The 21,674-nt window shown below is 74.0% G+C and carries 23 protein-coding genes and 1 pseudogene; 9 read left to right on the top strand and 15 right to left on the bottom strand.

Features of this window, described 5'->3' with window-relative positions; genetic code table 11:
* Positions 1-154: 154 nt before the first annotated feature.
* The 8 genes from SSBG_RS21095 to SSBG_RS32820 form a co-directional block, all read right to left on the bottom strand.
* On the bottom strand, positions 155-490 hold the full coding sequence (locus SSBG_RS21095) for a hypothetical protein (protein WP_037870314.1): 336 nt from the start codon (positions 488-490) through the stop codon (positions 155-157).
* A gap of 248 nt (positions 491-738) precedes the next feature.
* Positions 739-1,566, bottom strand: coding sequence for a hypothetical protein (locus SSBG_RS21100; protein WP_008748100.1), 828 nt, complete (start codon positions 1,564-1,566; stop codon positions 739-741).
* Positions 1,563-2,234 carry a hypothetical protein gene (locus SSBG_RS21105; protein ID WP_037870315.1) on the bottom strand — a complete coding sequence of 224 codons (672 nt, stop codon included), beginning with the start codon at positions 2,232-2,234 and terminating at the stop codon, positions 1,563-1,565. Before SSBG_RS21105 ends, SSBG_RS21100 begins: the two co-directional genes overlap by 4 nt.
* Positions 2,231-2,485, bottom strand: a complete 255-nt coding sequence (locus SSBG_RS21110; protein WP_037870316.1) for a hypothetical protein — start codon at positions 2,483-2,485, stop codon at positions 2,231-2,233. Before SSBG_RS21110 ends, SSBG_RS21105 begins: the two co-directional genes overlap by 4 nt.
* Positions 2,482-2,679, bottom strand: coding sequence for a hypothetical protein (locus tag SSBG_RS21115; RefSeq protein WP_037870317.1), 198 nt, complete (start codon positions 2,677-2,679; stop codon positions 2,482-2,484). The genes SSBG_RS21110 and SSBG_RS21115 overlap by 4 nt, the downstream gene beginning before the upstream one ends.
* Positions 2,676-5,003, bottom strand: coding sequence for a YfjI family protein (locus SSBG_RS21120; RefSeq protein WP_106429370.1), 2,328 nt, complete (start codon positions 5,001-5,003; stop codon positions 2,676-2,678). The genes SSBG_RS21115 and SSBG_RS21120 overlap by 4 nt, the downstream gene beginning before the upstream one ends.
* Positions 5,000-5,311 (bottom strand): hypothetical protein, encoded by a 312-nt coding sequence (locus SSBG_RS32815; RefSeq protein ID WP_158677802.1) that lies wholly within the window; start codon positions 5,309-5,311, stop codon positions 5,000-5,002. Before SSBG_RS32815 ends, SSBG_RS21120 begins: the two co-directional genes overlap by 4 nt.
* Positions 5,308-5,502 carry a DNA-binding protein gene (locus SSBG_RS32820; RefSeq protein ID WP_158677803.1) on the bottom strand — a complete coding sequence of 65 codons (195 nt, stop codon included), beginning with the start codon at positions 5,500-5,502 and terminating at the stop codon, positions 5,308-5,310. The genes SSBG_RS32815 and SSBG_RS32820 overlap by 4 nt, the downstream gene beginning before the upstream one ends.
* Before the next feature lie 145 nt (positions 5,503-5,647).
* On the opposite strand from SSBG_RS32820, the gene SSBG_RS21130 reads away from it, so the two are divergent.
* The 3 genes from SSBG_RS21130 to SSBG_RS32825 all read left to right on the top strand — a co-directional run bounded on the left by SSBG_RS21130 (position 5,648) and on the right by SSBG_RS32825 (position 8,467).
* On the top strand, positions 5,648-6,178 hold the full coding sequence (locus SSBG_RS21130; RefSeq protein ID WP_037870323.1) for a helix-turn-helix transcriptional regulator: 531 nt from the start codon (positions 5,648-5,650) through the stop codon (positions 6,176-6,178).
* Complete coding sequence (locus SSBG_RS21135) at positions 6,162-7,391, top strand: tyrosine-type recombinase/integrase (protein ID WP_037870324.1); 1,230 nt, start codon at positions 6,162-6,164, stop codon at positions 7,389-7,391. The genes SSBG_RS21130 and SSBG_RS21135 overlap by 17 nt, the downstream gene beginning before the upstream one ends.
* A gap of 470 nt (positions 7,392-7,861) precedes the next feature.
* Complete coding sequence (locus SSBG_RS32825; protein WP_234010610.1) at positions 7,862-8,467, top strand: translation initiation factor IF-2; 606 nt, start codon at positions 7,862-7,864, stop codon at positions 8,465-8,467.
* 62 nt (positions 8,468-8,529) lie between these two features.
* Here the strand turns inward: SSBG_RS32825 and SSBG_RS21145 are convergent, their stop codons facing one another.
* Together SSBG_RS21145 and SSBG_RS21150 are read right to left on the bottom strand one after the other, a co-directional pair.
* Entirely contained in the window at positions 8,530-9,486 is a 957-nt protein-coding gene (locus SSBG_RS21145; RefSeq protein ID WP_008748106.1) for an epimerase, read from the bottom strand.
* Between the two features lie 32 nt (positions 9,487-9,518).
* Complete coding sequence (locus tag SSBG_RS21150; RefSeq protein WP_050776923.1) at positions 9,519-10,511, bottom strand: oxidoreductase; 993 nt, start codon at positions 10,509-10,511, stop codon at positions 9,519-9,521.
* A 285-nt stretch (positions 10,512-10,796) separates the two neighbouring features.
* Between SSBG_RS21150 and SSBG_RS21155 the strand changes: the two genes are divergently transcribed.
* Positions 10,797-11,579, top strand: a complete 783-nt coding sequence (locus SSBG_RS21155; protein WP_037870325.1) for a sulfite exporter TauE/SafE family protein — start codon at positions 10,797-10,799, stop codon at positions 11,577-11,579.
* A 113-nt stretch (positions 11,580-11,692) separates the two neighbouring features.
* On the opposite strand, the gene SSBG_RS21160 is transcribed toward SSBG_RS21155, so the two are convergent.
* The 3 genes and pseudogenes from SSBG_RS21160 to SSBG_RS32265 form a co-directional block, all read right to left on the bottom strand.
* Positions 11,693-12,223, bottom strand: a complete 531-nt coding sequence (locus tag SSBG_RS21160; RefSeq protein ID WP_234010612.1) for a hypothetical protein — start codon at positions 12,221-12,223, stop codon at positions 11,693-11,695.
* A gap of 174 nt (positions 12,224-12,397) precedes the next feature.
* Entirely contained in the window at positions 12,398-13,225 is an 828-nt protein-coding gene (locus SSBG_RS32260) for an aminotransferase class IV (RefSeq protein WP_037871713.1), read from the bottom strand.
* A gap of 15 nt (positions 13,226-13,240) precedes the next feature.
* Positions 13,241-13,834, bottom strand: a pseudogene (locus tag SSBG_RS32265) (DinB family protein); the annotation flags it as partial.
* 198 nt (positions 13,835-14,032) lie between these two features.
* Here SSBG_RS32265 and SSBG_RS21175 point away from each other — a divergent pair.
* The 3 genes from SSBG_RS21175 (at position 14,033) to SSBG_RS21185 (ending at position 17,541) form a co-directional block, all read left to right on the top strand.
* Positions 14,033-15,358: a deoxyguanosinetriphosphate triphosphohydrolase gene (locus tag SSBG_RS21175; RefSeq protein WP_037870326.1), complete on the top strand. Its 1,326-nt coding sequence runs from the start codon at positions 14,033-14,035 to the stop codon at positions 15,356-15,358.
* A 303-nt stretch (positions 15,359-15,661) separates the two neighbouring features.
* On the top strand, positions 15,662-16,933 hold the full coding sequence (locus tag SSBG_RS21180; protein ID WP_008748112.1) for an NAD(P)/FAD-dependent oxidoreductase: 1,272 nt from the start codon (positions 15,662-15,664) through the stop codon (positions 16,931-16,933).
* A 65-nt stretch (positions 16,934-16,998) separates the two neighbouring features.
* Complete coding sequence (locus SSBG_RS21185) at positions 16,999-17,541, top strand: hypothetical protein (protein WP_234010613.1); 543 nt, start codon at positions 16,999-17,001, stop codon at positions 17,539-17,541.
* A gap of 42 nt (positions 17,542-17,583) precedes the next feature.
* Here SSBG_RS21185 and SSBG_RS21190 read toward each other — a convergent pair whose 3' ends face one another.
* Entirely contained in the window at positions 17,584-18,003 is a 420-nt protein-coding gene (locus tag SSBG_RS21190; protein WP_008748114.1) for a DUF2267 domain-containing protein, read from the bottom strand.
* Positions 18,004-18,187: 184 nt separating this feature from the next.
* Entirely contained in the window at positions 18,188-18,628 is a 441-nt protein-coding gene (locus SSBG_RS21195; protein ID WP_008748115.1) for an Hsp20/alpha crystallin family protein, read from the bottom strand.
* A gap of 137 nt (positions 18,629-18,765) precedes the next feature.
* On the opposite strand from SSBG_RS21195, the gene SSBG_RS21200 reads away from it, so the two are divergent.
* Together SSBG_RS21200 and dnaG are read left to right on the top strand one after the other, a co-directional pair.
* Positions 18,766-19,536, top strand: coding sequence for a hypothetical protein (locus SSBG_RS21200; RefSeq protein WP_008748116.1), 771 nt, complete (start codon positions 18,766-18,768; stop codon positions 19,534-19,536).
* A 177-nt stretch (positions 19,537-19,713) separates the two neighbouring features.
* Positions 19,714-21,627, top strand: coding sequence for a DNA primase (dnaG, locus tag SSBG_RS21205; RefSeq protein ID WP_008748117.1), 1,914 nt, complete (start codon positions 19,714-19,716; stop codon positions 21,625-21,627).
* Positions 21,628-21,674: the final 47 nt, after the last annotated feature.

The raw sequence follows: 21,674 nt of genomic DNA on the forward strand, positions 1-21,674 counted from the left end.
CCCCCCTCGGTCCACACCCGGCGGGCCGTCGCCCACTGGATACGTGCGTACCGCACTTCCAACTCGTCATCGGGGTCGCGCACGTACCAGTCCGACACGTCGAACTCGGCGAGCCAGACGGGCATATCCGCCCCGGCCGCGCGGGCACGGCGCCTCACGCGACCCCCCGCACGCCGTAGGAACCGCGAGCCGCCCCGCGTCGCTGCGGGCGCTCGTCGTCCTCGCCCGAGGGCAGCCGCAGCGACGCCAACAGCCGCGCGAGGACGAGGGACTGCTGCCGGTGCTCCGTGATCCACGGGGCCGTCACCTGCTCGCCCTTCGCGTTGAACACCGTCAGCTCGGCGCCCTCGGCACGCCTCGCCAGACGGTCGAGGAGATCGGCGGTACGGCACGCCTGGAGCAGCAGCAACTGCTCGTGCACGTCCAGGTCGAAGCCCTCGGCCACCGACTCCCACAGCCGCGTCCCCGACTCTTCGAGACCGGGCGGCACAGGTGTTACGCCTACAGGCTCCTGACCTGCGGCAATGCCGAGATGGGACATGGGGGGCCTCCAGAGGCTCAAGGGCGCGGGCTCAGGGGGTCGGATAAAACCGCAGGTCAGAGGGGGTCTAGGGAGCGTTTCAGGGGTCACCGGCAGGCGAGAGCTATACGCCCCGATCCCTCAAGGGGGCGGGGAGGCGGGTCACCCCCCGGGTCAGGCGCCGGCCGTGGGCGCACGTCACGGCCGGCGCCGGTCTGTCAGGTGCCGAGCCGCGCGGTCACCGCGGCTCGTGCACCGGCCTGGTTGTGCCCGCTGTGCGAGAGGAGCGTTCCGTCGCGCCAGGCTTCGACCTCGGCTGCGCGCTGCCTCACCTCGCCTGGTGTGGCGAGCGAGAGCGTCAGCCTGTCCTGCCTGGTGAGGTAGACCCATCGCGCAACGGGCTGGTGTGCGAGGTCGCGCCACTGCCCGATGACGGGCGCGTACCGCTTCCAGTCCTGCGCCATGACCGCTTCGATGTCAGCCTCGGGGAGCGCGGCGACGGAGAAGAGGGCGTTGTCCCGGCCGCCGTCGCCTCCGGTGACGCGGACGATCTCGCCCCTGTCCTGCACGAGCTGGTCGAGCTGGACGGCTGCGCCTTCGGCCTTGGTGTAGGCGGCGGCGTGCTGCGGGTGCGTCCAGTTCATCCGCCTGGGGTCGAGCGCTGTGAGGTCCGCGGGGAGCTTGTCGGAGGCGGCGCGGACGACCTTGACGAGGGCCTGGTACTCCTTGTCGAGGAGTGTCATCCAGGCGGGTACGCAGTCGGCGACGGCGCGCGCGTACCGCATGTCGGCCTCGTCGGTGAAGAGCCCGGCGGCGCGGCGGGTGACGTCGGCGAGCCGGAGTTCTTCGGCGTGGGCCTGGATGACGGCGGTGGTCTCTTTCGCGGTGGCGGGGAGCGCGGGCCGCTCGGGGTCGTCGAGGCGGGCGGTGGCGTTCACGGCGTCGCGGACGGCCGCGGCTTCGGTCACCTCGTCGGGTACGGGGAGCTTGCGGCGCTGGGCGGCGCGCAGCGCGGTGTCGGCGTCGTGGACGCGGATGATCGTCACGCGGCCCCACCGCCGAAGGTCGCCGAGGCGGCGCGCGCGTCACCCGCGTCGAGGGTGGGCGTGTAGCCACTGCCGAAGGCGGGCTGGCCGGGCGCGTCCCCGTCGAGGCTGGTCTGCGCGAGGCGCTCGACTTCCCCCGGGCGGGAGCCGTCGAGGCTGGGCGGCATGGGCAGGTAGTACTGCGCGGAGTGCCGGAACCGGAACTCGGTGTCGTCGGGGTCGGGGAGCCCGTTGAACTCCTCGGCGGCGCGCTGGAAGCCGGGCCGGGTGGAGGTGTAGGAGCTGAGGACGTCGCCCCAGCCGTACTGTGCGGCGCGGGTGGCGATGGCCTGGCTCATGGTGGTGTCGCCTTCCATCTCGGCGCGCGCGAGGGCTTCGGCGGCGGCGCGGGGGTCTTCGAGCTTGGCGGCCCGGTCGTTGGCGTCGCGGCGGGCGATGACGTTGCTGGGGTCCTGGTTGCCGCTGGCGCCGAACATGCTGCGCTGGAGGCTGGCCCGGCGGTCGCGGAGCGCCTTCTCTTCTCCGGCGCGGAGCGTTTCGAGCTGCTGCTCGGTGGACTTGAACGCCTTCGCGGCCATGACGCGCTTGGCGTGGTCGCTGTAGGTGTTGCTGCCCTGGATGCGGGCGAGCTGCGCGGTGTAGGCGTTCATGATCTGGTCGCGGGTCATGAGTTGTTCCTTTCGTGGGCCGTCCGGATGGCGGCCGTCTGGGCGTTGGTGATGAGGGTGTCGAGGAGGTGCGGGCAGGCGAGGCTGCGCACGTCCTCGGCGAGGTTGACGAAGGCGCCGATGGCGACGTCGAGTCCCTGCGCGTGATCGAGGCCGACGAGGAGCGAGTCGGCGCCCGCGTCGTCTCCACGCAGGGCGGCGGCGATGAGGCCGGGCACCGCGCACAGGTGGTCGGGGATGGGCTCGCTCACGGCTGCTCCTCCTTGTCCCAGCGGCGCATCTTGGCGGCGTGCCGGGCGGCGAGTCCGTACTCGCGGCGCTGGGCGAGCTGGGCGCGGCGGCGGCGCTTCTCCTCGGCCTTGCGCTTCGCGGCGGCGATCCGCGCCTGCACGGCGAGGTCCACGTGGGAGTTCTGGGATTTCTGGGACGCGACTTGGGGGGTCACGGGGTCTCCTTCGGGTTGGCGATCCAGGGATGTACGGCGTACTTGGGGGAGGGCTTGCGTCCTCGGCGGCGCTGCGTGTCGGGCGGGGGGATGAGGGCAATCCAGCCGTGGTCTTCGAGCTGGAGGAGCGTGTCGTTCATCGCGTCCATGTCCTCAGCCCACTCGCGGCCCTTGAGGGCTTGCCACGCGTCGCGGGCGGAGAAGTCGGCGCCCGGCTCCTTGCGGCTGGAGAGCCAGCCGAGGACGTCGCGCAACGGCTTGAGCTTGCCCTCTTGGTTGCGCCCCATGAGGTCGAAGACGGCGCGGGCGTGAGCGATGAAGTAGGGCGCCATGCTGAGCACGTCGTTCATGCGCTCGGTGCTGATCTCGCGGGCCTGGGGGTCCTCGAAGAGGGCGAGGCAGGCGGCGACGCGGATGAGCTGGCCGCGGAGCTTCCCCGCCCAGTCGGCGAGGTCGTACAGGTCGCCGCCGGGCTTCCGCCGTTTGGCGAAGGCGTTGTAGTAGTCGGCGAACGCCTGGCGGGCGCCTGCCGAGAGCGTCATGGTGTGGGTGGTGGGGCTGTCCCACAACTGCGTTACGAGCGCGCGGATGCGGCTCCGGTAGTCCTCGACGAGCGCCAGGGGGACGGCGGGCGAGTCGAAGGTGTCTTCGGCGGTCGGCGCGGGGCGGGCATAGAGGAAGCGGCCGAGGAGACCGGACTGCCGGAACTCGGGGTTCTGCTTCTCCAGCCCTGCGACGATGCCGGGCTGCACGACGAGCCCGAGCGCGAGGAACGTGGACGCCATGCGGGACGACGACCGCCCGGTGCGGTCGATGGTGTACGGACCGCCCGTGTACGCCTCCAAGAGCAGATCGGTGTTGGCCTTGCCGTTGCTGCCGTACAGGCCCGCCGCGACCTTGAAGAGCCCCCCTTCGGAGGCGAGCGAGCCGATGCGGCCGTTCTGCTCGTACATGCGCTTGCCGAGCGCTTCGAGGGTGATGTCGCGGACGAGGAGCCGGGGCAACTCGGGGGCCTCGCCGAGTTCGGCGAGCCGGGTACGGGCCGCCTCGGCGTCCGCCTCGGCCGCCGCGCGCTTGTCGGCGTTGTCGCCGGCCGCCGCCTGCTCGGCCTTCGTCATCCGCGCGGTGGTGATCCGGACCTCTTGGGCGGTCGCTTCGACCTCGGGCCGGTGCTCCTCGATCAGCTCGTCCTCGATCTCCCGGATCGGGGCCGCCGCGGCGTTGAGCGCGGGCGTCTTCTTCTCGGAGGAGTCGGCGAGCGCCGCCATGTAGAGGGCGGTGGACTCGTGCCAGTCTGGCTTGACCTGGACGCGGACGCGCCCGCCCGTCGCGGTCGAGATGGTGGCGAGCGCGGCGAAGCCGACAAGGTCCTCGGGGGTCTGGAGCGAAGCCGCCGTGGCGGTCACGAACTTCCCCAGAAGCCCGAGGCGTTCGCTCGGGAAGGCGGGAAGGGTGGCCGCGTCGACTGACAGCGGCTCATCCCACCCCGTATCCAGGATTCGCGTCCCACAAATCCCAGAACCCCTATCCGAGTCCACATCCTGAGCGCTGCTCGGCATTGTGGGATTTGTGGGACGCGCTTCCGGGGTCTCCATCGGCACGAGGTCGTCGTACCCGAGACCGGCGCTCACGTGGTCGGTGAAGTCCTTGCCCTGCGCGGGCTCCAGCACCCGCACGGGGATGCCCGCACGGTGCACGGAGTCGACGACGGCCGCCGCGTGCTTGCGGCCCGGCTCGTCCCGGTCGGCGATGACTACGACCTCAGCGGCGCCGACAAGGTGCCGGGTGTAGTCGTCGTGCCACTTCCCGGCCCCGCCCACGTTGCAGGTGGCGGCGACGCCGAGCCCTTCGGCGGTGGCGACGTCCTTCTCGCCCTCCAGGACGAAGACGGTCGCCCCGTTGCGCGCGGCCTCGATGACCTGCGGGAGCTGGTAGGGGACCCGCCGGATGCCCTTGACACCCGCCGTGCCGTCCGGACGGAACTGCCGGAACGTCTTCCGCTCCCCGTCGTAGCCCGGCTCCAGCCGCTTCACGGTGTAGAGGAGCGTGCCCTGCTCGTCGTAGTACGGGTACTCGGCGACGACCTGCGGGCGCACACGCTTCTCCAGGGGCTCGTTGAACAGGTCGGACATGGAGAGCCCGAGCGCGGCGACCACGTCCTCGGTGGCGCACCCGGCGTGGCAGGTGATGACGACGCCCTTGTTGCCGTTGGTGACGGACAGGGAAGGGGCCCGGTCCTCGTGCGCGACGCACTGCCAGGACGTGCCGCGGCCCTTGCTGCCGTGCTGCTCCAGCGCCTCGACGACGCGGCGGTACGCGCTCACGCGGCGGCCCTCCGTCCTCGGCGGGGCTCCAGGGCGTAGCGCTTGCCACAGGGACCGGTCACCTTGCCGAGGTGGGTGTGCCGGTGCATGTCCTTGCAGCCGGGGCAGCGCGCCAGGTACTCGACGCGGCCACGGGTGATGAGGACGAGGGGCCGGGCGAAGGGGCGACCGGCCTTGCCCGGGAAGAGGCCGGGCTGCTGCGCGGTGGGCTCGCCGTCCGGTACCTTGGTGCCCGGACCAACGCCCGCCGCGAGGTCTTCCTGAAATGCCGGACGCTCCCCGTCCGGCATTTCTGCGTTCTGGGTCATGCTGCGCGCTGCCCTCCGACCTGCTCGGCGTCGTACCTGTCGATGTCGTCCCAGCGGGCCCGCAGGAACTTGCCCACGCGGAACATGAGCGGACCGGGGCCGGTCTTGGTGTACGACCAGGCCCGCACCGTGTTCTGTGAGACGCCGTAGTGCTCTGCGAGGTCCGGCACGGTCGCCAGCGGTCTACGCATAGCGGCATCCTCCTTGCTGAAATGTTCTCTCGTGGAACATTCGGGACTACGAGAGTGCGGATTGGCCTGATCATGCCCGATGGTTGCCGGTTCCGCAAGCAATGCATAATGTTCTCTTATGGAACCAACCGAGAATGCGTCTCCCGTGCCAGCCATCGCCCAGCGGGTCCGGGAGGCCCGGAGGCGCAAGGACTACACGGCCCAGCAGCTAGCAGACCAACTGCGCGCCTTGGGCGTGGCCTGGGATCGAGCCACCGTCACCAAGTTGGAGACGGGTCGGCGGCAGGGCGTGTCGGTTGTCGAGTGGCTGGCTCTCGCGCGCGCCCTTGACGTCGCCCCGGTGCATCTTCTCGTCCCTCCGAGCGAGATCCGCTACAAGCCGGTACCCGCCGCCGAGTACGACGCGGACGCTGTGCGCGCGTGGGTGCGTGGACTTGCGCCCCTGCCAGGCACGAACGAGCGGATTTTCTACACCGAGACGCCCGCGGACGAGTGGAGGGACCCGGGCCTTCCTGCTCGGGCCGAGGCCGAGAACGAGGTGAGCCGCTACCTCGTGCCAGGGGTGGGCGCCGCGCGGCGTGCGGGCCTCTCGCTTGAGACCGTTCTCGCCTACATCGAGAGTCAGTGGAAGGTGTCAGAGGCGCTGGAGAGGGGGTCCGGTGGCGAAGGTGTATGACCGCTGGCACCTCTCACGGCCGGGGTCGGCCGCCGTGCGCTGCGAGGAGCACAGCACGAAGGCGACGCCCGTGTACGTGAGTTCCGAGCACGGGGTCGGGAAGCGCTGGCAGGTGCGGTATCGCGACCTGAGCGGCGAGCAGTGCAAGGAAAACTTCGAGCGCCGGCCGCAGGCTGACAGTCGCGCGGCGAAGGTCAAGGCCGAGCTGGATGGGGGGACCTTCGTCCCTCGGCAGCGAGGGCGCGAAACCTTCCGCGAGGTGGCCGAGCGCTGGCGGGAGAGCGCCATTCATCGCGAGCGCACCACGAGCAACGTCGAACGGGCGCTCCGGCTGCACGTCTATCCCACCTTCGGGGCGCGGCAGATAGGGAGCATCCAGAGCTCGGACGCTCGCCGCTGGATGAAGGAGCGGGCCGCAGTGATCGCTCCTTCGACCTTCGCGACGCCTTGGAACTGCTTCACCGGCGTCTTGAAGATGGCCTATCAGGAGGGCCTGATCACCAAGCATCCGTGCGATGGGGTGGAGCCACCTAAGCCCGTTTACCCCGAGGTGCAGCCGCTCCACCCGGAGGCCATGAAGGCGCTCATCGCGGCGAGCTCGAAGCGCTACCGGCTCCTCGTGCACTTGGCGGCGGCCTCGGGTCTGCGAGGAGGGGAGTTGTTCGGCCTGGAAGAGAAGCACGTGACGCCGGGCGCTGTGGTGGTCGAGCAACAGCTCATCGGGCCGGACAAGGGTGTGCCGTACCTCGGAGAGCCGAAGACGTCGCAGAGCTACCGGACGGTGCCGCTGCCGAAGTCCCTCGCGGCTGAGGTCGAGGCGTACAAGGCGGCCTTCCCGCCGCGCGAGGTCTGGATCGAGGATCGCACGAACCCGCGTAAGCCTGTGTGGCGCTCGGCCCGGCTCCTCTTCACCAGTCAGAACGGCGGGCAGTTGCGGCGCGGTAGTTGGGCCCGCGTCTGGGGGCGCACGGTGAACCGGGCGAACCGGGCCTTGGAGAGGTCGGGGAGCGCGGTCCGTGTGCCGAGCGCTGCCACGCTGCATGACGCGAGGCACTTCTACGCCTCGGTGCTCATCTCGAAGGGGGCGACTCCGAAGCAGGTGCAGCGGAGGCTCGGTCACGCAAAGCCATCGGTGACGCTCAACGTCTACACGCACTTGTGGGAGACGGACGAGGACCAGACCGCAGACATGATCGATTCGGTCTTGCAGTAAGGGCACCCTAAGTGCCCTGTCCGTGCCCTGCGGAGCGGCGCACTCGGTTAGTTCGCAGGTCGCGCGCTTGAGTATGCACCCTGTGCGGGGGTGCCGCTCCTTCGCCGTCCGGGCCCGCCCGGTCGCGGCCGCCGAGGCCGGTCGTAGCGGTGGCGCACCCGTGCGTGTGCGCGCCGGTCACCGCGGGCCCGCACCGCCCTCGGGGACCGCGCCGCACCTGCCGACGGGGGAAGCGGCCTCCGACGCCCTCCAGCGCTTCGCGGGCCTCTCCCGGCGGAGCGTTCTCGGCCCGCGTGTGCCGCGAGCGGAGGGAGGGTGGAAGGCGTCGAACGTCCGGTCCCTCCTGCGGCAGGCGTGCGTCAACATGCCGTAGGAACCTCACCCTTCCGCGTAAGCGGGATGTCAGAGCGAGGGTGGGGCGCGGCGTGCGGGGCCTACGCTCCGGCGGGGGGCCGGACGGGAGGCGCGGGATGGCGGGGACGGAACGCGGAGCGCGGGGCGGGCGGCCCGTACGGCGCCGGCGGCGCGCACGCGGCGGGCGCTCCGCACGCGGCGGGCGGACGCCCGGGGCCGCGGGGGCCGCGCGCTGGACGACGGACCGCCGCTGGCGCCACGACCTGGGCACGGCCCTGCTCTGCGCGGCCCTCCTCCTCGGGCTGGCCCTCCTCGTCGACGGCGTACGGGGCTCGCTCGACCTCCCCCGCGCCGCGCTCTGGCTCGGCCTCGCCGTCCTCCTCCACGCGGCGCTCCACCCCGTACGCACCGGGGCCCGCCCCGGCGAACTGCGCACCTGGGGCCTGGTCCGCCGGCACACCGTCCGCACCGACCGCCTCGTCTCCCTCACCGAGACCGGCGGCCTCGTCCCGCGCCTCCTCCTGCGCGACACGAGCGGCCACCGCCTGAGCTGCGAGACCGCCGTCCTCACCGCCAACCCCCTCCTGTGGCACCGCCTCGACACCGACCTCCGCACCTCCCGCCGCCTCGGCCTGCTGCGCACCGGCGCGGAGGTCCTGGACCGCCTGGAGGAACGGGTGGACAGGGAGGTGCTGGGGGAGGAGGGGACGCGCGGGGCGTAGGACGTACGGGGCGCGCGTCCGGGAGGGGCGCCCCCGGGGGGACGTGTGCCCCGTCCCCTCCCTCACCTCCCCGCGCGCCGCCGGTCCGCCAGGTCGCGTGCCGCCTCCGGCCACTCGGGGTGCGTGAACGTGAATCCCGCCTCCGTCAGGCGGCCGGGGACGACGCGGCGGCTCTTGAGGAGGAGTTCGGTGTCCGAGCGCAGGGCCCAGGCGCCGAGTTCCGCCATCGCGCGGGTCGCGGGGAGGCCGAGGGGAACGCGCAGGGCGGCGCGCAGGGCACGCATGAAGGCGCGCTGGGGGAGCGGGTGCGGGGCCGCGAGGTTGACCGGGCCGCTCAGGTCCTCGCGGGTACGGAGGAAGTCGAGGGCGCGGACGAAGTCGGCGCCGTGCAGCCACGAGACGTACTGCCGGCCCCCCGCGACCGGACCGCCGAGGCCCGCGCGGGCGAGGCGGGACAGGACGTCGAAGACGCTGCCGCGCTCGGGGCTCATCACCATCGCGGCGCGCAGCGCCACCTTGCGCGTCGCCGGGGTCACGGCCTCGCGCTGGGCCGCCTCCCAGGCGCGGGCGATCCGCACGCTGTACGCCCAGTACGCGGGCACGCCCGGCTCCGCACCGCCGAGCACCCCGTCCGCCTCGTCGTTCGGGGCGTCGAAGCGGTGCGCGTAGACCGTCGCCGTGCTCATCTGGAGCCACAGGCGCGGCGGCCTTCGCGCCCCGGCGACCGCCTCGCCCACGGCCCGCGCCGATGCCACCCGCGAATCCATCATCGCCCGCAGGTTCTCCGGCGTGTAACGGCAGCTCACACTCCGCCCGGCGAGGTTGACGACCAGGTCGCAACCGTCCACCTCGCGCGTCCACGGCCCCGCGCTCCGCCCGTCCCAGCCGACCACGCGCGTCCCGTCCCCGTAGGGGCGCGGGTGCCGGCTCAGCACCACGACCTCGTGTCCCTCGCGCAGCCACGCGCGACGCAGCAACTGACCGACGTGCCCGGTGCCCCCGGGAAGCAGAACCTTCACGGGGGAAGCGTAGCGCTCTTATTTGAACGTGTTCAGAAACGTGCGTCCCGCGAGGCGTCCCGCCCGGGCTCCGGCAGTGCGTACCGCACGCCGGTCAGCTCCTCGGAGGCCGTCCACAGGCGGCGCGCCGTCTCGTCGTCGCGCGTCCACGGCGCGCGCCAGGACGGGGCCGGGGCGCCGCGCCACATGAGGAAGCGGGGGCCCGTGAAGGAGTCCTGGGCGACGCCGGGGGCCGTCGCCGCGTACAGAGAGGGCAACGCGCCCGCCTCGGCGGACTGCCCGACGAGGCGGGTACCGAGGGCGGCGAGCCGTTCCGCGAACCGGCGGCCCTCCTCCCGTACCGCGCTCGTCTGGAGGTTCGTGCGCGCGAAGCCGGGGTGGACGGCGGCGGCGACCGTGTCCGCCCCGGCCGCCTCCAGGCGACGGGCCAGTTCGTGCGTGAAGAGGAGGTTGGCCGTCTTGGAGCGGCCGTAGGCGAGCCAGCGGCGGTAGTGGCGCGCGCTGTCGAGGTCGCGCGGGTCGATGGTGCCGAACACGTGCGTCTGGCTCGACACCGTCACGACCCGGCTGTCCGGGGCGCGCAGGAGCGCGGGCAGGAGGAGACCCGTGAGGGCGAAGTGCCCCAGGTGGTTGACGCCGAACTGCCGCTCGAAGCCGTCCGCCGTGCGCGCGAAGGGGGTCGCCATGACGCCCGCGTTGTTGAGGAGCACCCCGACGGGCCGCCGCACGTGCCGTGCCGCGAACTCCCGCACCGAGGCGAGGTCCCCGAGATCGAGCGGCGAGAACTCCGCGTGCGCCCCCGGTACTTCGGAGAGCAGCCGGGCGACCGCGTCGGCGCCGCGCCGCTCGCTGCGGCAGGCGAGCACGACGTGTGCCCCGTGCCGGGCGAGTTCGCGCGCGGCGACGTACCCGATGCCGCTGTTGGCCCCTGTCACGACGGCGGTCCTGCCCTCCTGCGCGGGGATCAGGGCGGCACGCCACCCGCGCGCCGTCCGCCCGCCACGTCCCGCGCCGCGTTCTCCCACGCCGCGCTGTGCCGTGGCGCGCTGTGCCGCGCCGCGTTCTCCCGCGCCGTTTCCTCCTGTACCGGCGGCCATCGCGCCGCTCCCTTCCTGTCCCTGACGCTCGTCGCGCGGCTCCGGTCGGGCCGCTGTCCCGGCCCTCCTACCCCGCCCGGCGCACGCGTCCCACCGCGGCGGGTCCCGCACGGGTCCCGCGCGTCCTCCCCGCGCGGCCCGGCGGGCGCGCCACGGCGTGCGACCGGCCCACCCGCGCGCGTGCCGTACGGGCGTACGCATAGGGTCGTGCCCATGCCCGACATACCCCTGACCACGGTCCTCGTGCTGTGCCTCGCCGCGCTCGCGGCCGGTTGGATCGACGCCGTCGTGGGCGGTGGCGGACTGCTCCTGCTGCCCGCCCTGCTCCTCGGCGTGCCGCACGTACCGGCGGCGCACATCCTCGGCACGAACAAGGCCGTCGCGATCGTGGGCACGGGAGGCGCCGCGTTCACCTACGTGCGCAAGGGCGCGCCCGTCAACGTACGGATCGCGGTGGGCATCGGGGGCGCGGCGCTGCTCGGCTCGACCGTGGGGGCGCTCTTCGCGGCGGGGATCTCCAGCGACGTCCTGCGACCGATGATCATGGTGGTGCTGCTCGCCGTGCTCGCCTTCGTCATGCTGAGGCCCGCCTTCGGCACGCAGGCCGCCGGGCCGGCGCCCGGGCGGGGCCGCGTCCTCGCCGCGATCCTGCTGGCGGGGCTCGGGATCGGCGCGTACGACGGCTTCTTCGGACCCGGTACGGGCACCTTCCTGGTGCTGGCGCTCACCGCCGTGCTGCGCCTCGACCTCGTCTCGGCCTCGGCGACGGCGAAGATCGTCAACACGTGCACGAACCTCGGCGCGCTCGTGACCTTCGCCGTGCAGGGCAACGTGCTGTGGGGCCTCGCCCTCCCGCTCGCCGCGTGCAACCTGATCGGCGGCATGACGGGCGCGCACACGGCCCTCAAGCGGGGCAGCGGGTTCGTCCGCACGGTACTCGTAATGGTCGTGCTCGGCCTCGTGGCGAAGCTGGCGTACGACCAGTGGGCGGCCTGAGGGGCTGACCGAGGACGGCCCGAGAGGGCGCCCGGGCCCCTTCGCGAGGCCCGCCGCACGGCGCCGCGCCGCCCGGTCTCACGCCGCACGACGCCCCGCCGCCCGGCGTCTCGCTAGACCGTGCCCCGTGTCCTGCGGTGCAGGAGCCAGGTGCCGCAGACCGCCGCGAAGGCGAGCACCCCGACGCCGCAGGCGACGCGTACCGGATCGCGCCCGAGCGGACCGGGGCCGCCCGCGAGCCGCCGCCCCCGACCGTCCTCCACCGCGTCCTCGGCGCCCGCCGCGACTCCGGAGGGCCCGTAGGCGCCGCTCAGGCCCACCCGCAGATCCGCCCGCGTCTCCCCGCCGCCCGTACCGCAGCGCACGACCACCTCGTACGTGCCCGGGTTCGCCGTGCCCGGTACGCGGAAGCCGCCCACCGCCTCGCGTGCCGCGGCGGCGCCGCTGAGCGCGAAGCCGCCCGAGCGCAGCGCGGGCGCCGTGCCGGTCGCGGCGTGCCCCGGGCAGCCGTCCACGTGCGCGGTCACCTCCGCTCCGGGCGCCGCCGCCGCGGGGGCCAGCCGCAGGGCGGGGGCCGGGGCGGGCTGTGCCGCCGCGGCGGCTCCGGGGAGCGCGCACCCCCAGGACAGGACAAGGGCGGCCACCGCACCGTTCCGCGTACGCCTCGCGGGCATGGTCCTCCTTCCGCGGGGGCCCGCTCGCGGCCGCTGCGTGCCGCGAAGCCGAACGCGCCCCGCCTACGAGGTAAGCCCGCGCGGCCCGGGCCCGCGCGTTCAGCGGGGGCGTACGGGTGACAGCCCATCAGGGGCCGCGGGGGCTCAGACCTCCTCCCAGGGCACCGCCTCGTACACCGCGCGCAGCCGCGCCAGCAGCGCCTCGTCCACCGCGCAGGCGTGCCCGTCGATCTCGCGGACGGCCACGATGCCGCGCGAGTTCGCGAGGAACACCGAGCGGAAACCGGCCAGTTTTGTGCGGTGCACCGGGCGCCGGGCCACGGCGATCCCGGCGGCGGGCAGCCCCTGCTCCAGGAGCGTCAGCGTCGTCCCGGCGAGCGCGGGCGCGGTGGGCAGCACGAGCCGCGCGCCGTCCCAGAGGAGGACGTTCGTGATCCCGCCCTCGGCCACCTCGCCGTCCGGCCCGGTGAGCAGGACCTCGTCGTACCCCTCCCGCCCGGCGAGCCGCCGGTGGTGCGTCTGGGCGAAGCCGCCGAGGTGCTTGACGTGCGCGAAGGGCCGTACGTACGGGACCGGGCGGACCCGCAGCGGCTCGTCGCCCGCCTCGCCGGGCGCGGCGAGCGTCACCATGAGCGAGAGCGCCCCGGCGGGCCGGTGCACGTACACCCGCAGCGCGGCGTCGAGCGCCCGGCCCCCGAGCGCGTGCCGCACCCGCTCCCGCACGAGCCCCGGATCGAGCTCCTCCCCCCACAACTCCCGCGAGGCGGCGCGCAGGCGCTCCAGATGCACCCCGACCCCGCGCACCTTCCCGCCCCGCACCTGCGCGGCGGTGAAGTGCCCGTCGCTCCGCACGGCCCGCCACAACAGGTCATCAGCGGTGGCCGCCCGCCCGTCCACCTCGACCAGCTCGATCCCCAGCTCCCGGGCGAGCGGCCCGCCCCACCCGGCGGCGTCGGCACGGCCCGCGCGCACCGCACCCTCCGCCCCCGCCGGGTCCGCCTCGCGGGCCGCTCGTTCGATCTGTTCGCGGTACGCCGACCACTCCTGCTCGTCCTGGCCCGGGAGGTTCGTGTTCTCGCGGCCCGCCCCCGCGCGGCCGTCGAGCTGTTCGCGGAGGATGTCCGCGTGGCCCGCGTGGCGCTGGGTCTCGGCGAGGACGCGGACCAGGACGTGGTGGAGCGTCGTCACGGCCCGGTGCTCCGGCCACCACGGCACCCGGCCCTCCGTGTCGAGCGGCAGCTCCGCGAGGACCGCGTCCGTGTGCGCCCACGCCGCCCGGTACAGGCCCACGAGCTCCGCGCGCGACTCCTCGGGGCGCGCCCACAGGTCGCCCTCGGGCTCGCGCGTCCAGTGGAAGCGGGGCTCCTCGCCCTTCGCGAAGTACGGCCGCCCGAAGGTGTCCCCGAAGTACCCGAACTCCACCGCCGACAGGTGCTTCACGAGCCCCAGCAGATTCGTCCCCGTCGGCGTCAGCGGGCGCCGCACGGCGTACTCCGACAGGCCCTCCGCCTTCCACAGCACGGCCTCGCGCGCCTCCTGGAGGTACCGGTGCAGATCGGCCACAGGCCCGTTGAAGGACATGATCGCCCCCGCTTTCGTCCGAACGTCCGCCACGTGCCGCCGAGTCTCGCACCCGCCACCGACAACGCCCCGGAAAGCCCCCTCGCACCCGGCCCCGCCCCGCTCCCGCCCCCCCGCCCCGCTCCCGCCCCCCGTCCCGAGCCGCCCCGCCCCGTACGTCTGTCCGGGATGTCCTTCCTTCCGTCTAGGCTCTGGCCCATGGCAGCGATTTCCCGGCAGGCCGATGGCGAGACGCACCGGCTGTCCCACGACACGGCGGACTACGCCGCGGGCGACACCGAGCGCTGGGCCCCCGAGCCCGACAAGCGCTCGGGCCGTACCGCCTTCCAGCGCGACCGGGCCCGGGTCCTGCACTCCTCCGCGCTGCGCAGGCTCGCGGGCAAGACCCAGGTCGTCACCCTCGGCGCCGGCGGTCCCGCCTGGGACGCGAGCCCCCGCACCCGGCTCACCCACTCCCTGGAGTGCGCCCAGGTCGGCCGGGACCTCGGCGCCGCGCTCGGCTGCGATCCCGACCTCGTCGAGGCCGCCTGCCTCTCGCACGATCTCGGCCACCCGCCCTTCGGCCACAACGGCGAACAGGTGCTGGACGAACTCGCGCGCGACATCGGCGGTTTCGAGGGCAACGCCCAGTCCCTGCGTCTCCTCACCCGCATCGAGCCCAAGCGCTTCGTGCCCGGCCCGGACGGCAGCCCCACCGGCGTCGGCCTCAACCTGACCCGCGCCGCGCTCGACGCCGCCACCAAGTACCCCTGGCCGCGCGGCGCGCACCCGCGCGACCCCGCGCACCCCAAGTTCGGCGTCTACGAGGACGACCTCCCCGTCTTCCGCTGGCTCCGCGCCGACGCCCCGCCGGGCCGCACGTGCTTCGAGGCCCAGGTGATGGACTGGTCCGACGACGTCGCCTACTCCGTGCACGACCTGGAGGACGGCCTGCATGCCGGCCACATCGACCCCAACGCGCTCCTGTCCGAGCCCGAGCGCGCCGAGATCCACCGCGTCGCGCTCGGCCGGGGCCACGTACCGCCCGACGCGGACCGCGCCGAACTCGACGCCGCGCTCGACCGGCTCCTCGCCGAGGAGTGGTGGCCGCACCACTACGACGGCTCCGCCCCCGCCCAGGCCCGGCTCAAGGACGCCACGAGCGAGCTCATCGGCCGGTTCTGCCTCGCCGCCGAGACCGCGACCCGCGCCGCCCACGGCCCGGCCCCGCTCAGCCGCTACGCCGCCCGCCTCGTCGTCCCGCGCGCCGCGCGCCTGGAGTGCGGGCTGCTCAAGGCCGTCGCCGACCTGTACGTGATCCAGCGCGCCGAGCAGGAACAGATCCGCGCCGCCCAGCGCGTCCTCATCACCGAACTGGGCGCCGCCCTCACCGCCCGCGCCCCGCACGGCCTCGACCCGCAGTTCCGCGCCCTCTTCCACCAGGCCGCCGACGAGTCCGCGCGCCGCCGGGTCCTGATCGACCAGATCGCCTCCCTGACCGACGAGGCGGCCCGCACACTTCACGCCGAACTCACGCGGCACTGACAGCCGCCGGTTCCAGCCCTTCCGGCGGGCGGGGGACGACGGCGCCACCGGCGGGACCCCGCGAGGGCGCCCCCGCCGGACCGGGGAACCCTCGTCACCAGCCCCCCGCCTGAGCTGCGGTACCGTCAGGAATCCTCCGCACCAGGGCGGCCGGGACCCCGGAGCTCGATCAACCCCCCGATCGAGTCACCCCCCTTCCCCCCGCCCGCCCCCGTGCGGGACGCTCGCAGGGGACCGCCGACCCCGACCGCCTCCGCCGCAGAGCGGTGCGCGCCCGGGTTCGGTACTTCAGGAGGCAGCAACGTGGTCGACGCGGATCAGACGTTCGTCATCGTCGGAGGGGGCCTCGCCGGCGCCAAAGCGGCGGAGACGCTGCGCGCGGAGGGCTTCACCGGGCGGGTGATCCTGGTGTGCGACGAGCGGGAACACCCGTACGAGCGCCCCGCCCTCTCCAAGGGGTACCTGCTCGGCAAGGACGCCCGCGAGAGCGTCTTCGTGCACGAGCCCGGCTGGTACGCGGGCGCCGACGTCGAACTCCACCTCGGCCAGCCCGCCGTCTCGCTCGACACGGCGAACCACACCCTCACCCTCGGCGACGGCACGCTCCTCCACTACGACAAGCTGCTCCTCGCCACCGGCTCCGAGCCGCGCCGCCTGGAGATCCCCGGCACCGGTCTCGCGGGCGTCCACCACCTGCGCCGCCTCGCCCACGCCGAGCGCCTGCGCCGCACCCTGGCGAACCTCGGCCGCGACAACGGCCACCTGCTCATCGCGGGCGCGGGCTGGATCGGCCTGGAGGTCGCCGCCGCGGCACGCGAGTACGGGGCCGAGGTCACCGTCGTCGACGCCGCGCCCACCCCGCTGCACCACGTGCTCGGGCCCGAGGTCGGCAGGCTCTTCACCGACCTGCACGCCGAGCACGGCGTCCGCTTCCACTTCGGCGCCCGTCTCACCGAGATCGTCGGCCAGGACGGCATGGTCCTCGCCGGGCTCACCGACGACGGCGAGGAGCACCCCGCCCACGACGTCCTCGCCGCCGTCGGCGCCGCGCCCCGTACCGCCCTCGCCGAGTCCGCCGGGCTCGCGCTCGCCGCCCCCGAGCACGGCGGCGGCATCGCGGTGGACACGGGGCTGCGCACCTCGGACCCGGACGTCTACGCGGCCGGCGACGTCGCCTCCGTACCGCTCGGCCTCTTCCCCGGCGCGCCCCTGCGCGTCGAGCACTGGGCCAACGCGCTCAACGGCGGCCCGCTCGCCGCGCGCGCGATGCTCGGCAGGGACGTCGCGTACGACCGCGTCCCGTACTTCTTCTCCGACCAGTACGACCTGGGCCTGGAGTACTCGGGCTGGGCGCCGCCCGGCCAGTACGACCAGGTGCTCGTCCGGGGCGACGCCGCCAAGCGCCGCTTCCTCGCCTTCTGGCTGCTCGACGGGCAGGTGCGGGCCGCGATGAACGTCAACATCTGGGACGTGACCGACCCCCTCCAGAAGCTCATCCGCTCCGGCGCCCGCCCCGACCCCGAGGCCCTGGCCGACCCGAACGTGCCGCTGGAATCGTTCCTGTCACGTTCGTAACGAATCCGTGCGCGTTCGCGCACACTCGGTGCGCGGCACGTCCCGGCGTCCGTAGGGTGCCGGGCGTGACGACGACACGGGGAATCAGGCTGACCGCGATGGCCGCGCTCACGGTCCTCGCCCTGACGGGCTTCTCGACAGGGCGGGGACACGGCGGCTCGCACAGCAGGCACGGCGGCGGGTGCAGCAGCTCCGCGCAGCGCCAGAACGGCACCGGCTCGTCCAGTGACGACGATGACGACTACACCTCGGGCTACAACCGGGGCTACAACAGCGGGACGAACCGGCGCCACACCTCCACGCCCGGCCCCGCCGCGAGCGAGACCGGCTCCGGGAGCAGCCGCGCCTCGACCATCACGGCGACCCTCGTCTCCTGCGTGAGCGCGGGCAAGCCCTGGTCCACGGTGCGCCTGAGGAACACCGGGACCAGGACGGGCCGCTATACCGGCAGCGTGACCTTCTACGACAAGGACGGCGGCTACGTCGACCTCCAGGGCATCGTCGATGTGAGCGTGGCCAGGGGGAAGACGAAGACGGTGAAGGTCGAGCCCCTCGACCCCACGGGCATCACGAGGTGCGGGCTTGACGGACGAGGGAGGGACTTCTGAGGCCGTCGCGGACGCCTTGCCCCGGCCGGGCCCGGCCTTCGGTCAGGCGGCGCGCTGCTCCTCCCCGGCGCCCCAGGCCGCCCGCGGGCGGCCGAAGAGCAGGTCGTACTCCGGCGGGAGCTGGAGCAGGACGCGCTCCGTCAGCTCCTCGCCCGCCGCGTCGGCCACGACGCTGAGCACGGCGCTCACGTCCCAGGTCGCGGTGGCCTCGGTGGCCCCCTCGATCCAGGCGGCGACGGCCCGGACGAACCGCTCGGCGGAGAGCGGCTCGGCGGCCCGGAGCGGGTCGAGGAGGACCAGGGCGAAGGTCTCCGGGAGCCGCGCCGCCAGTTCTGCCCGTATCCCGCCGGCCAGGTGCGCGCCCAGCAGCGCCAGTACGGTACGGGCCGCCCGCTCGGCCTCGCCCCGGCTCGCGTACTCGCCGCGTTCCCGCACCTGCTCCAGGAACGCTTCCTCTCGCATCGTCATCACTGCCCCCTGCCTGTGTCCGTGTCCTCCGTGAGCGCGTCTTCTGTGAGCGCGTCCCGCGGTGGACGGCCGGTGCGCGGCGGACCGCCGGTGCGCCGGCCGGGGGGCCGCGCCGGAGGACGGGTACGGGAGGGAGCCCGTCCTCCGGCGCGCGGCCCGTGCCGGCCTCGTCCCGGCCTCAGCCGCTGATCTCCTTGCGCCCGGAGCCCGCGCCGATGGCGATCTTGCGCGGCTTGGCGCGCTCCGCGATCGGGATGCGCACCGTCAGCACGCCCGCCTCGTAGTCGGCCTGGATGCGCTCGGTGTCGAGGGTGTCGGCGAGCATCACCTGCCGCGAGAAGACGCCCAGCGGGCGCTCGGAGAGCTCGACCTGGGCCTCCTTGCTCCGCCCGGCCGGACGGCGCTCGGCCTTGACGGTCAGCATGTTCCGCTCGACGTCGATGTCGATCGCGTCCGGGTCGACGCCCGGGAGGTCCAGCGCGAGCACGTACTCCCCGCCGTCGCGGTAGGCGTCCATCGGCATCAGGGACGGCCGCGACCACGTGCCGGACGCGGAATTGCCGAAGAACTGCTGGGTGATGCGGTCCAGCTCACGGAAGGGGTCGGTGCGCATCAGCATGGGGAAGACACCTCCATGGTCGAGACGGGCCCTCGTGGGCCCCGTGCGTTGTTGCCTGCCTCTGTTATAGCGTGTCATCCAAGAGATGACAAGCAGATCTGTCACCCAATGGATGACATCTTGAGTGGAGGTGGCTCATGGCCGCGGACGAACACCCTCAGCAGCACCGGCCCCCGGCCCCGCCCGGCACACCGCCGACGCCGGGGACCGCCCCCGGCACGCCCTGCGCCCCGGACCCGTCCGCCCCTGCCGGGCACGGCGCCCCGCCGGCTCCGGCCACCCCCGCCGCGCCCCTGCCCGCCGTGACAGCCGCCCTGGAGACCATCGCCGACGTGGTCCGTACGGCCCAGACGAGCCCGCCGGCTTCCCCGCCCGTGCCCGGCACCGGTGCCGAGCAGGCGCTCGCGGCGCTCCTCCTGCTGCGGCAGCTGCGCGAGCAGCTCGGCGGCTGGGAGACCGGCCTGATCGAGGACGCGCGGGAGGCCGGCGCGAGCTGGGCCGAGCTGGCCGGACCGCTCGGGGTCGCCAACCGGCAGTCGGCCGAGCGCCGCTACCTCCGCCGCCGCCCCGGCACCCCCGGCAGCACCGGCGAGGAGCGCATCCAGGCCACCCGGGACCGCCGCGCCAACGACCGCGCCCTCGCCGCCTGGGCCCGCGAGCACGCCGCCACGCTGCGCGGCCTCGCGGCCGAGGTCGTCGCCCTGGACGCGCTGCCCGCACCGGCCCGTGGCCCCCTCGCCCAGGCCCTCGGCCACCAGGACCCGGCCCGTCTCCTCGCGCCGCTGAAGGCCGCCCGCCCCCACCTGTCCGCCCGCCATCCCGCCCTCGCCGCCCGCGTCGACGCCCTGGCCCCCCGCCCCGAAGACACCTCGCCCGGCGACGGCACCCCCGCCGCCCCGGCCCGCTGAGGCGCCCGCCCCGCGGACGGCCACCGGGACGCCGCCCCGCGGACGGCCGCCGGGACCCCGCGCCACGAACGGCCACTGGGACCCCCGCCTCCCGGCGCCCGCCCCGAGCGGCCCCCCCGCCTCCCGTCCGTCCCTCCTCTCGTCCACCCACCGCTCCGGGCCCCGTAGACTTCCCCCGTGGCTGGCAGGATCAAGGACGAGGACGTGAAGGCGGTCAGGGACGCGGTCCCGATCGACTCCGTTGTCGCGGAGTACCTCCAGCTCAAGAACGCGGGCGGCGGGAACCTCAAGGGCCTGTGCCCCTTCCACGACGAGAAGTCGCCGTCCTTCCAGGTCAGCCCGGCGAAGGGCCTCTTCCACTGCTTCGGCTGCCAGGAGGGCGGCGACACGATCACCTTCGTCATGAAGGTGGACCACCTCAGCTTCTCCGAGGCCGTCGAGCGCCTCGCCGGCCAGGCCGGCATCACCCTCCGCTACGAGGAGGGCGGCTACAACCCGGCCCAGCAGCGCGGCGAGCGCATCCGCCTCATCGACGCCCACCGTGCGGCGGCGAAGTACTACGAGGAACAGCTCGCCGGGCCCGAGGCCGAGATCGGCCGCAAGTTCCTCGCCGAACGCGGCTTCGACCAGGCGGCCGCCGCCCACTTCGGCGTCGGCTACAGCCCGGCGGGCTGGGACCACCTCACCCGCTACCTGCGCGGCCAGGGCTTCACCGACCGCGAGCTGATCACCTCCGGCCTCTCCCAGGAGAGCCGCGGCGGCCGTCCTATCGACCGCTTCCGTGGCCGCCTCATGTGGCCCATCAAGGACATCGGCGGCGACATCGTCGGCTTCGGCGCCCGCCGGCTGCGCGAGGACGACAACGGCCCCAAATACCTCAACACCCCCGAGACCCCCGTCTACCGCAAATCGCAGGTCCTCTACGGCATCGACCTCGCCAAGAAGGACATCGCCCGCGCGAGCCGGGCCGTCGTGGTCGAGGGCTACACCGACGTCATGGCCTGCCACCTCTCCGGCGTCACGACCGCCGTCGCGACCTGCGGCACCGCCTTCGGCACCGAGCACATCAAGATCCTGCGCCGCCTCCTCATGGACAACGGCAGCGCCCGCGTGATCTTCACCTTCGACGGCGACGCGGCCGGGCAGAAGGCCGCCCTGCGCGCCTTCGAGGACGACCAGAAGTTCGCCGCCGAGACGTACATCGCGATCGCCCCCGACAACATGGACCCCTGCGACCTGCGCCTCGCCAAGGGCGAGCAGGCCGTCGCCGAACTGGCCGAGCCGCGCGTCCCGCTCTTCGAGTTCGCGCTGCGCCACATCGTCTCGCGCTACGACCTGGAGACCCCCGCCGGCCGCGCCGCCGCCCTCGACGAGGCCGCGCCCGTCGTCGCGAGCGTCAAGAACGTCGCCCTGCGCCACGCCGTCGCCGTCCAGCTCGCCGGGATGCTCGGCTACGGACCCATGGACCAGCAGGAGGTCGTACGCCGCGTCGCGACCGTCGCCCGCTGGGCCCGCGAGCACCGCGGCGAACCCCTCCCCGGCGGCCCGCGCCGCCCCGCCGCGGCCACCGCGGGCGCCCCCCAGCGCCCCGGCGCCCAGGGCCCCGCGCTCATCCTGCGCAACCCCGCCCACATGACCGAGCGCGAACTGCTCAAACTCGCCCTCCAGCGGCCCGAACTCGTCTCGCCCGCCTTCGACGCCTACGAGATCGACGAGTTCACCGCCGAGCCCTACGCCGCCGTGCGCCAGGCCATCGCCGACGCGGGCGGCGCCGAGGAGGGCGTCCACGACGCGATGGCCTACCTCACCGCCGTGCGCGAGGCCGCCCCCGACGACCGCGTCCGCGCGATGGTCACCGAACTCGCCGTCGAGCCGATCCGCCGCCGCGTCGTGGACGAGATCTACGCGAGCGACCAGCTCGTCCGCGTCCGGGTCCGCGCCGTCCAGCGCCGCGTCACCGAGCTGCAAGGCACCTTCACCCGCGTCTCCACGCAGGGCGACCAGGCCCGCGCCGCCGAGGTCCAGAGCGAACTGTGGGTCCTGGAGCAGTACGGCCGCGCCCTCCAGCAGCAGGGCGCCGCGGCCCTCTGAGCCGGCGGTCCCGCCCCGTACGCCCCACCCGGCGCACCCTCCCCGCG

Origin of the sequence: Streptomyces sp. SPB074 (genome assembly GCF_000154905.1) — a bacterium.
In the GTDB taxonomy this organism is placed as follows: Bacteria; Actinomycetota; Actinomycetes; order Streptomycetales; family Streptomycetaceae; genus Streptomyces.

What these genes read in the sequence shown, in the direction of transcription:
- SSBG_RS21105 (WP_037870315.1), bottom strand. Translation starts at nt 2,234, where the DNA reads ATGACCCGCGACCAGATCATGAACGCCTACACCGCGCAGCTCGCCCGC.
- SSBG_RS32815 (WP_158677802.1), bottom strand. Translation starts at nt 5,311, where the DNA reads ATGACCCAGAACGCAGAAATGCCGGACGGGGAGCGTCCGGCATTTCAG.
- SSBG_RS32820 (WP_158677803.1), bottom strand. Translation starts at nt 5,502, where the DNA reads ATGCGTAGACCGCTGGCGACCGTGCCGGACCTCGCAGAGCACTACGGC.
- SSBG_RS32825 (WP_234010610.1), top strand. Translation starts at nt 7,862, where the DNA reads ATGGCGGGGACGGAACGCGGAGCGCGGGGCGGGCGGCCCGTACGGCGC.
- SSBG_RS21155 (WP_037870325.1), top strand. Translation starts at nt 10,797, where the DNA reads ATGCCCGACATACCCCTGACCACGGTCCTCGTGCTGTGCCTCGCCGCG.
- SSBG_RS21175 (WP_037870326.1), top strand. Translation starts at nt 14,033, where the DNA reads ATGGCAGCGATTTCCCGGCAGGCCGATGGCGAGACGCACCGGCTGTCC.
- SSBG_RS21190 (WP_008748114.1), bottom strand. Translation starts at nt 18,003, where the DNA reads ATGCGAGAGGAAGCGTTCCTGGAGCAGGTGCGGGAACGCGGCGAGTAC.
- SSBG_RS21195 (WP_008748115.1), bottom strand. Translation starts at nt 18,628, where the DNA reads ATGCTGATGCGCACCGACCCCTTCCGTGAGCTGGACCGCATCACCCAG.
- SSBG_RS21200 (WP_008748116.1), top strand. Translation starts at nt 18,766, where the DNA reads ATGGCCGCGGACGAACACCCTCAGCAGCACCGGCCCCCGGCCCCGCCC.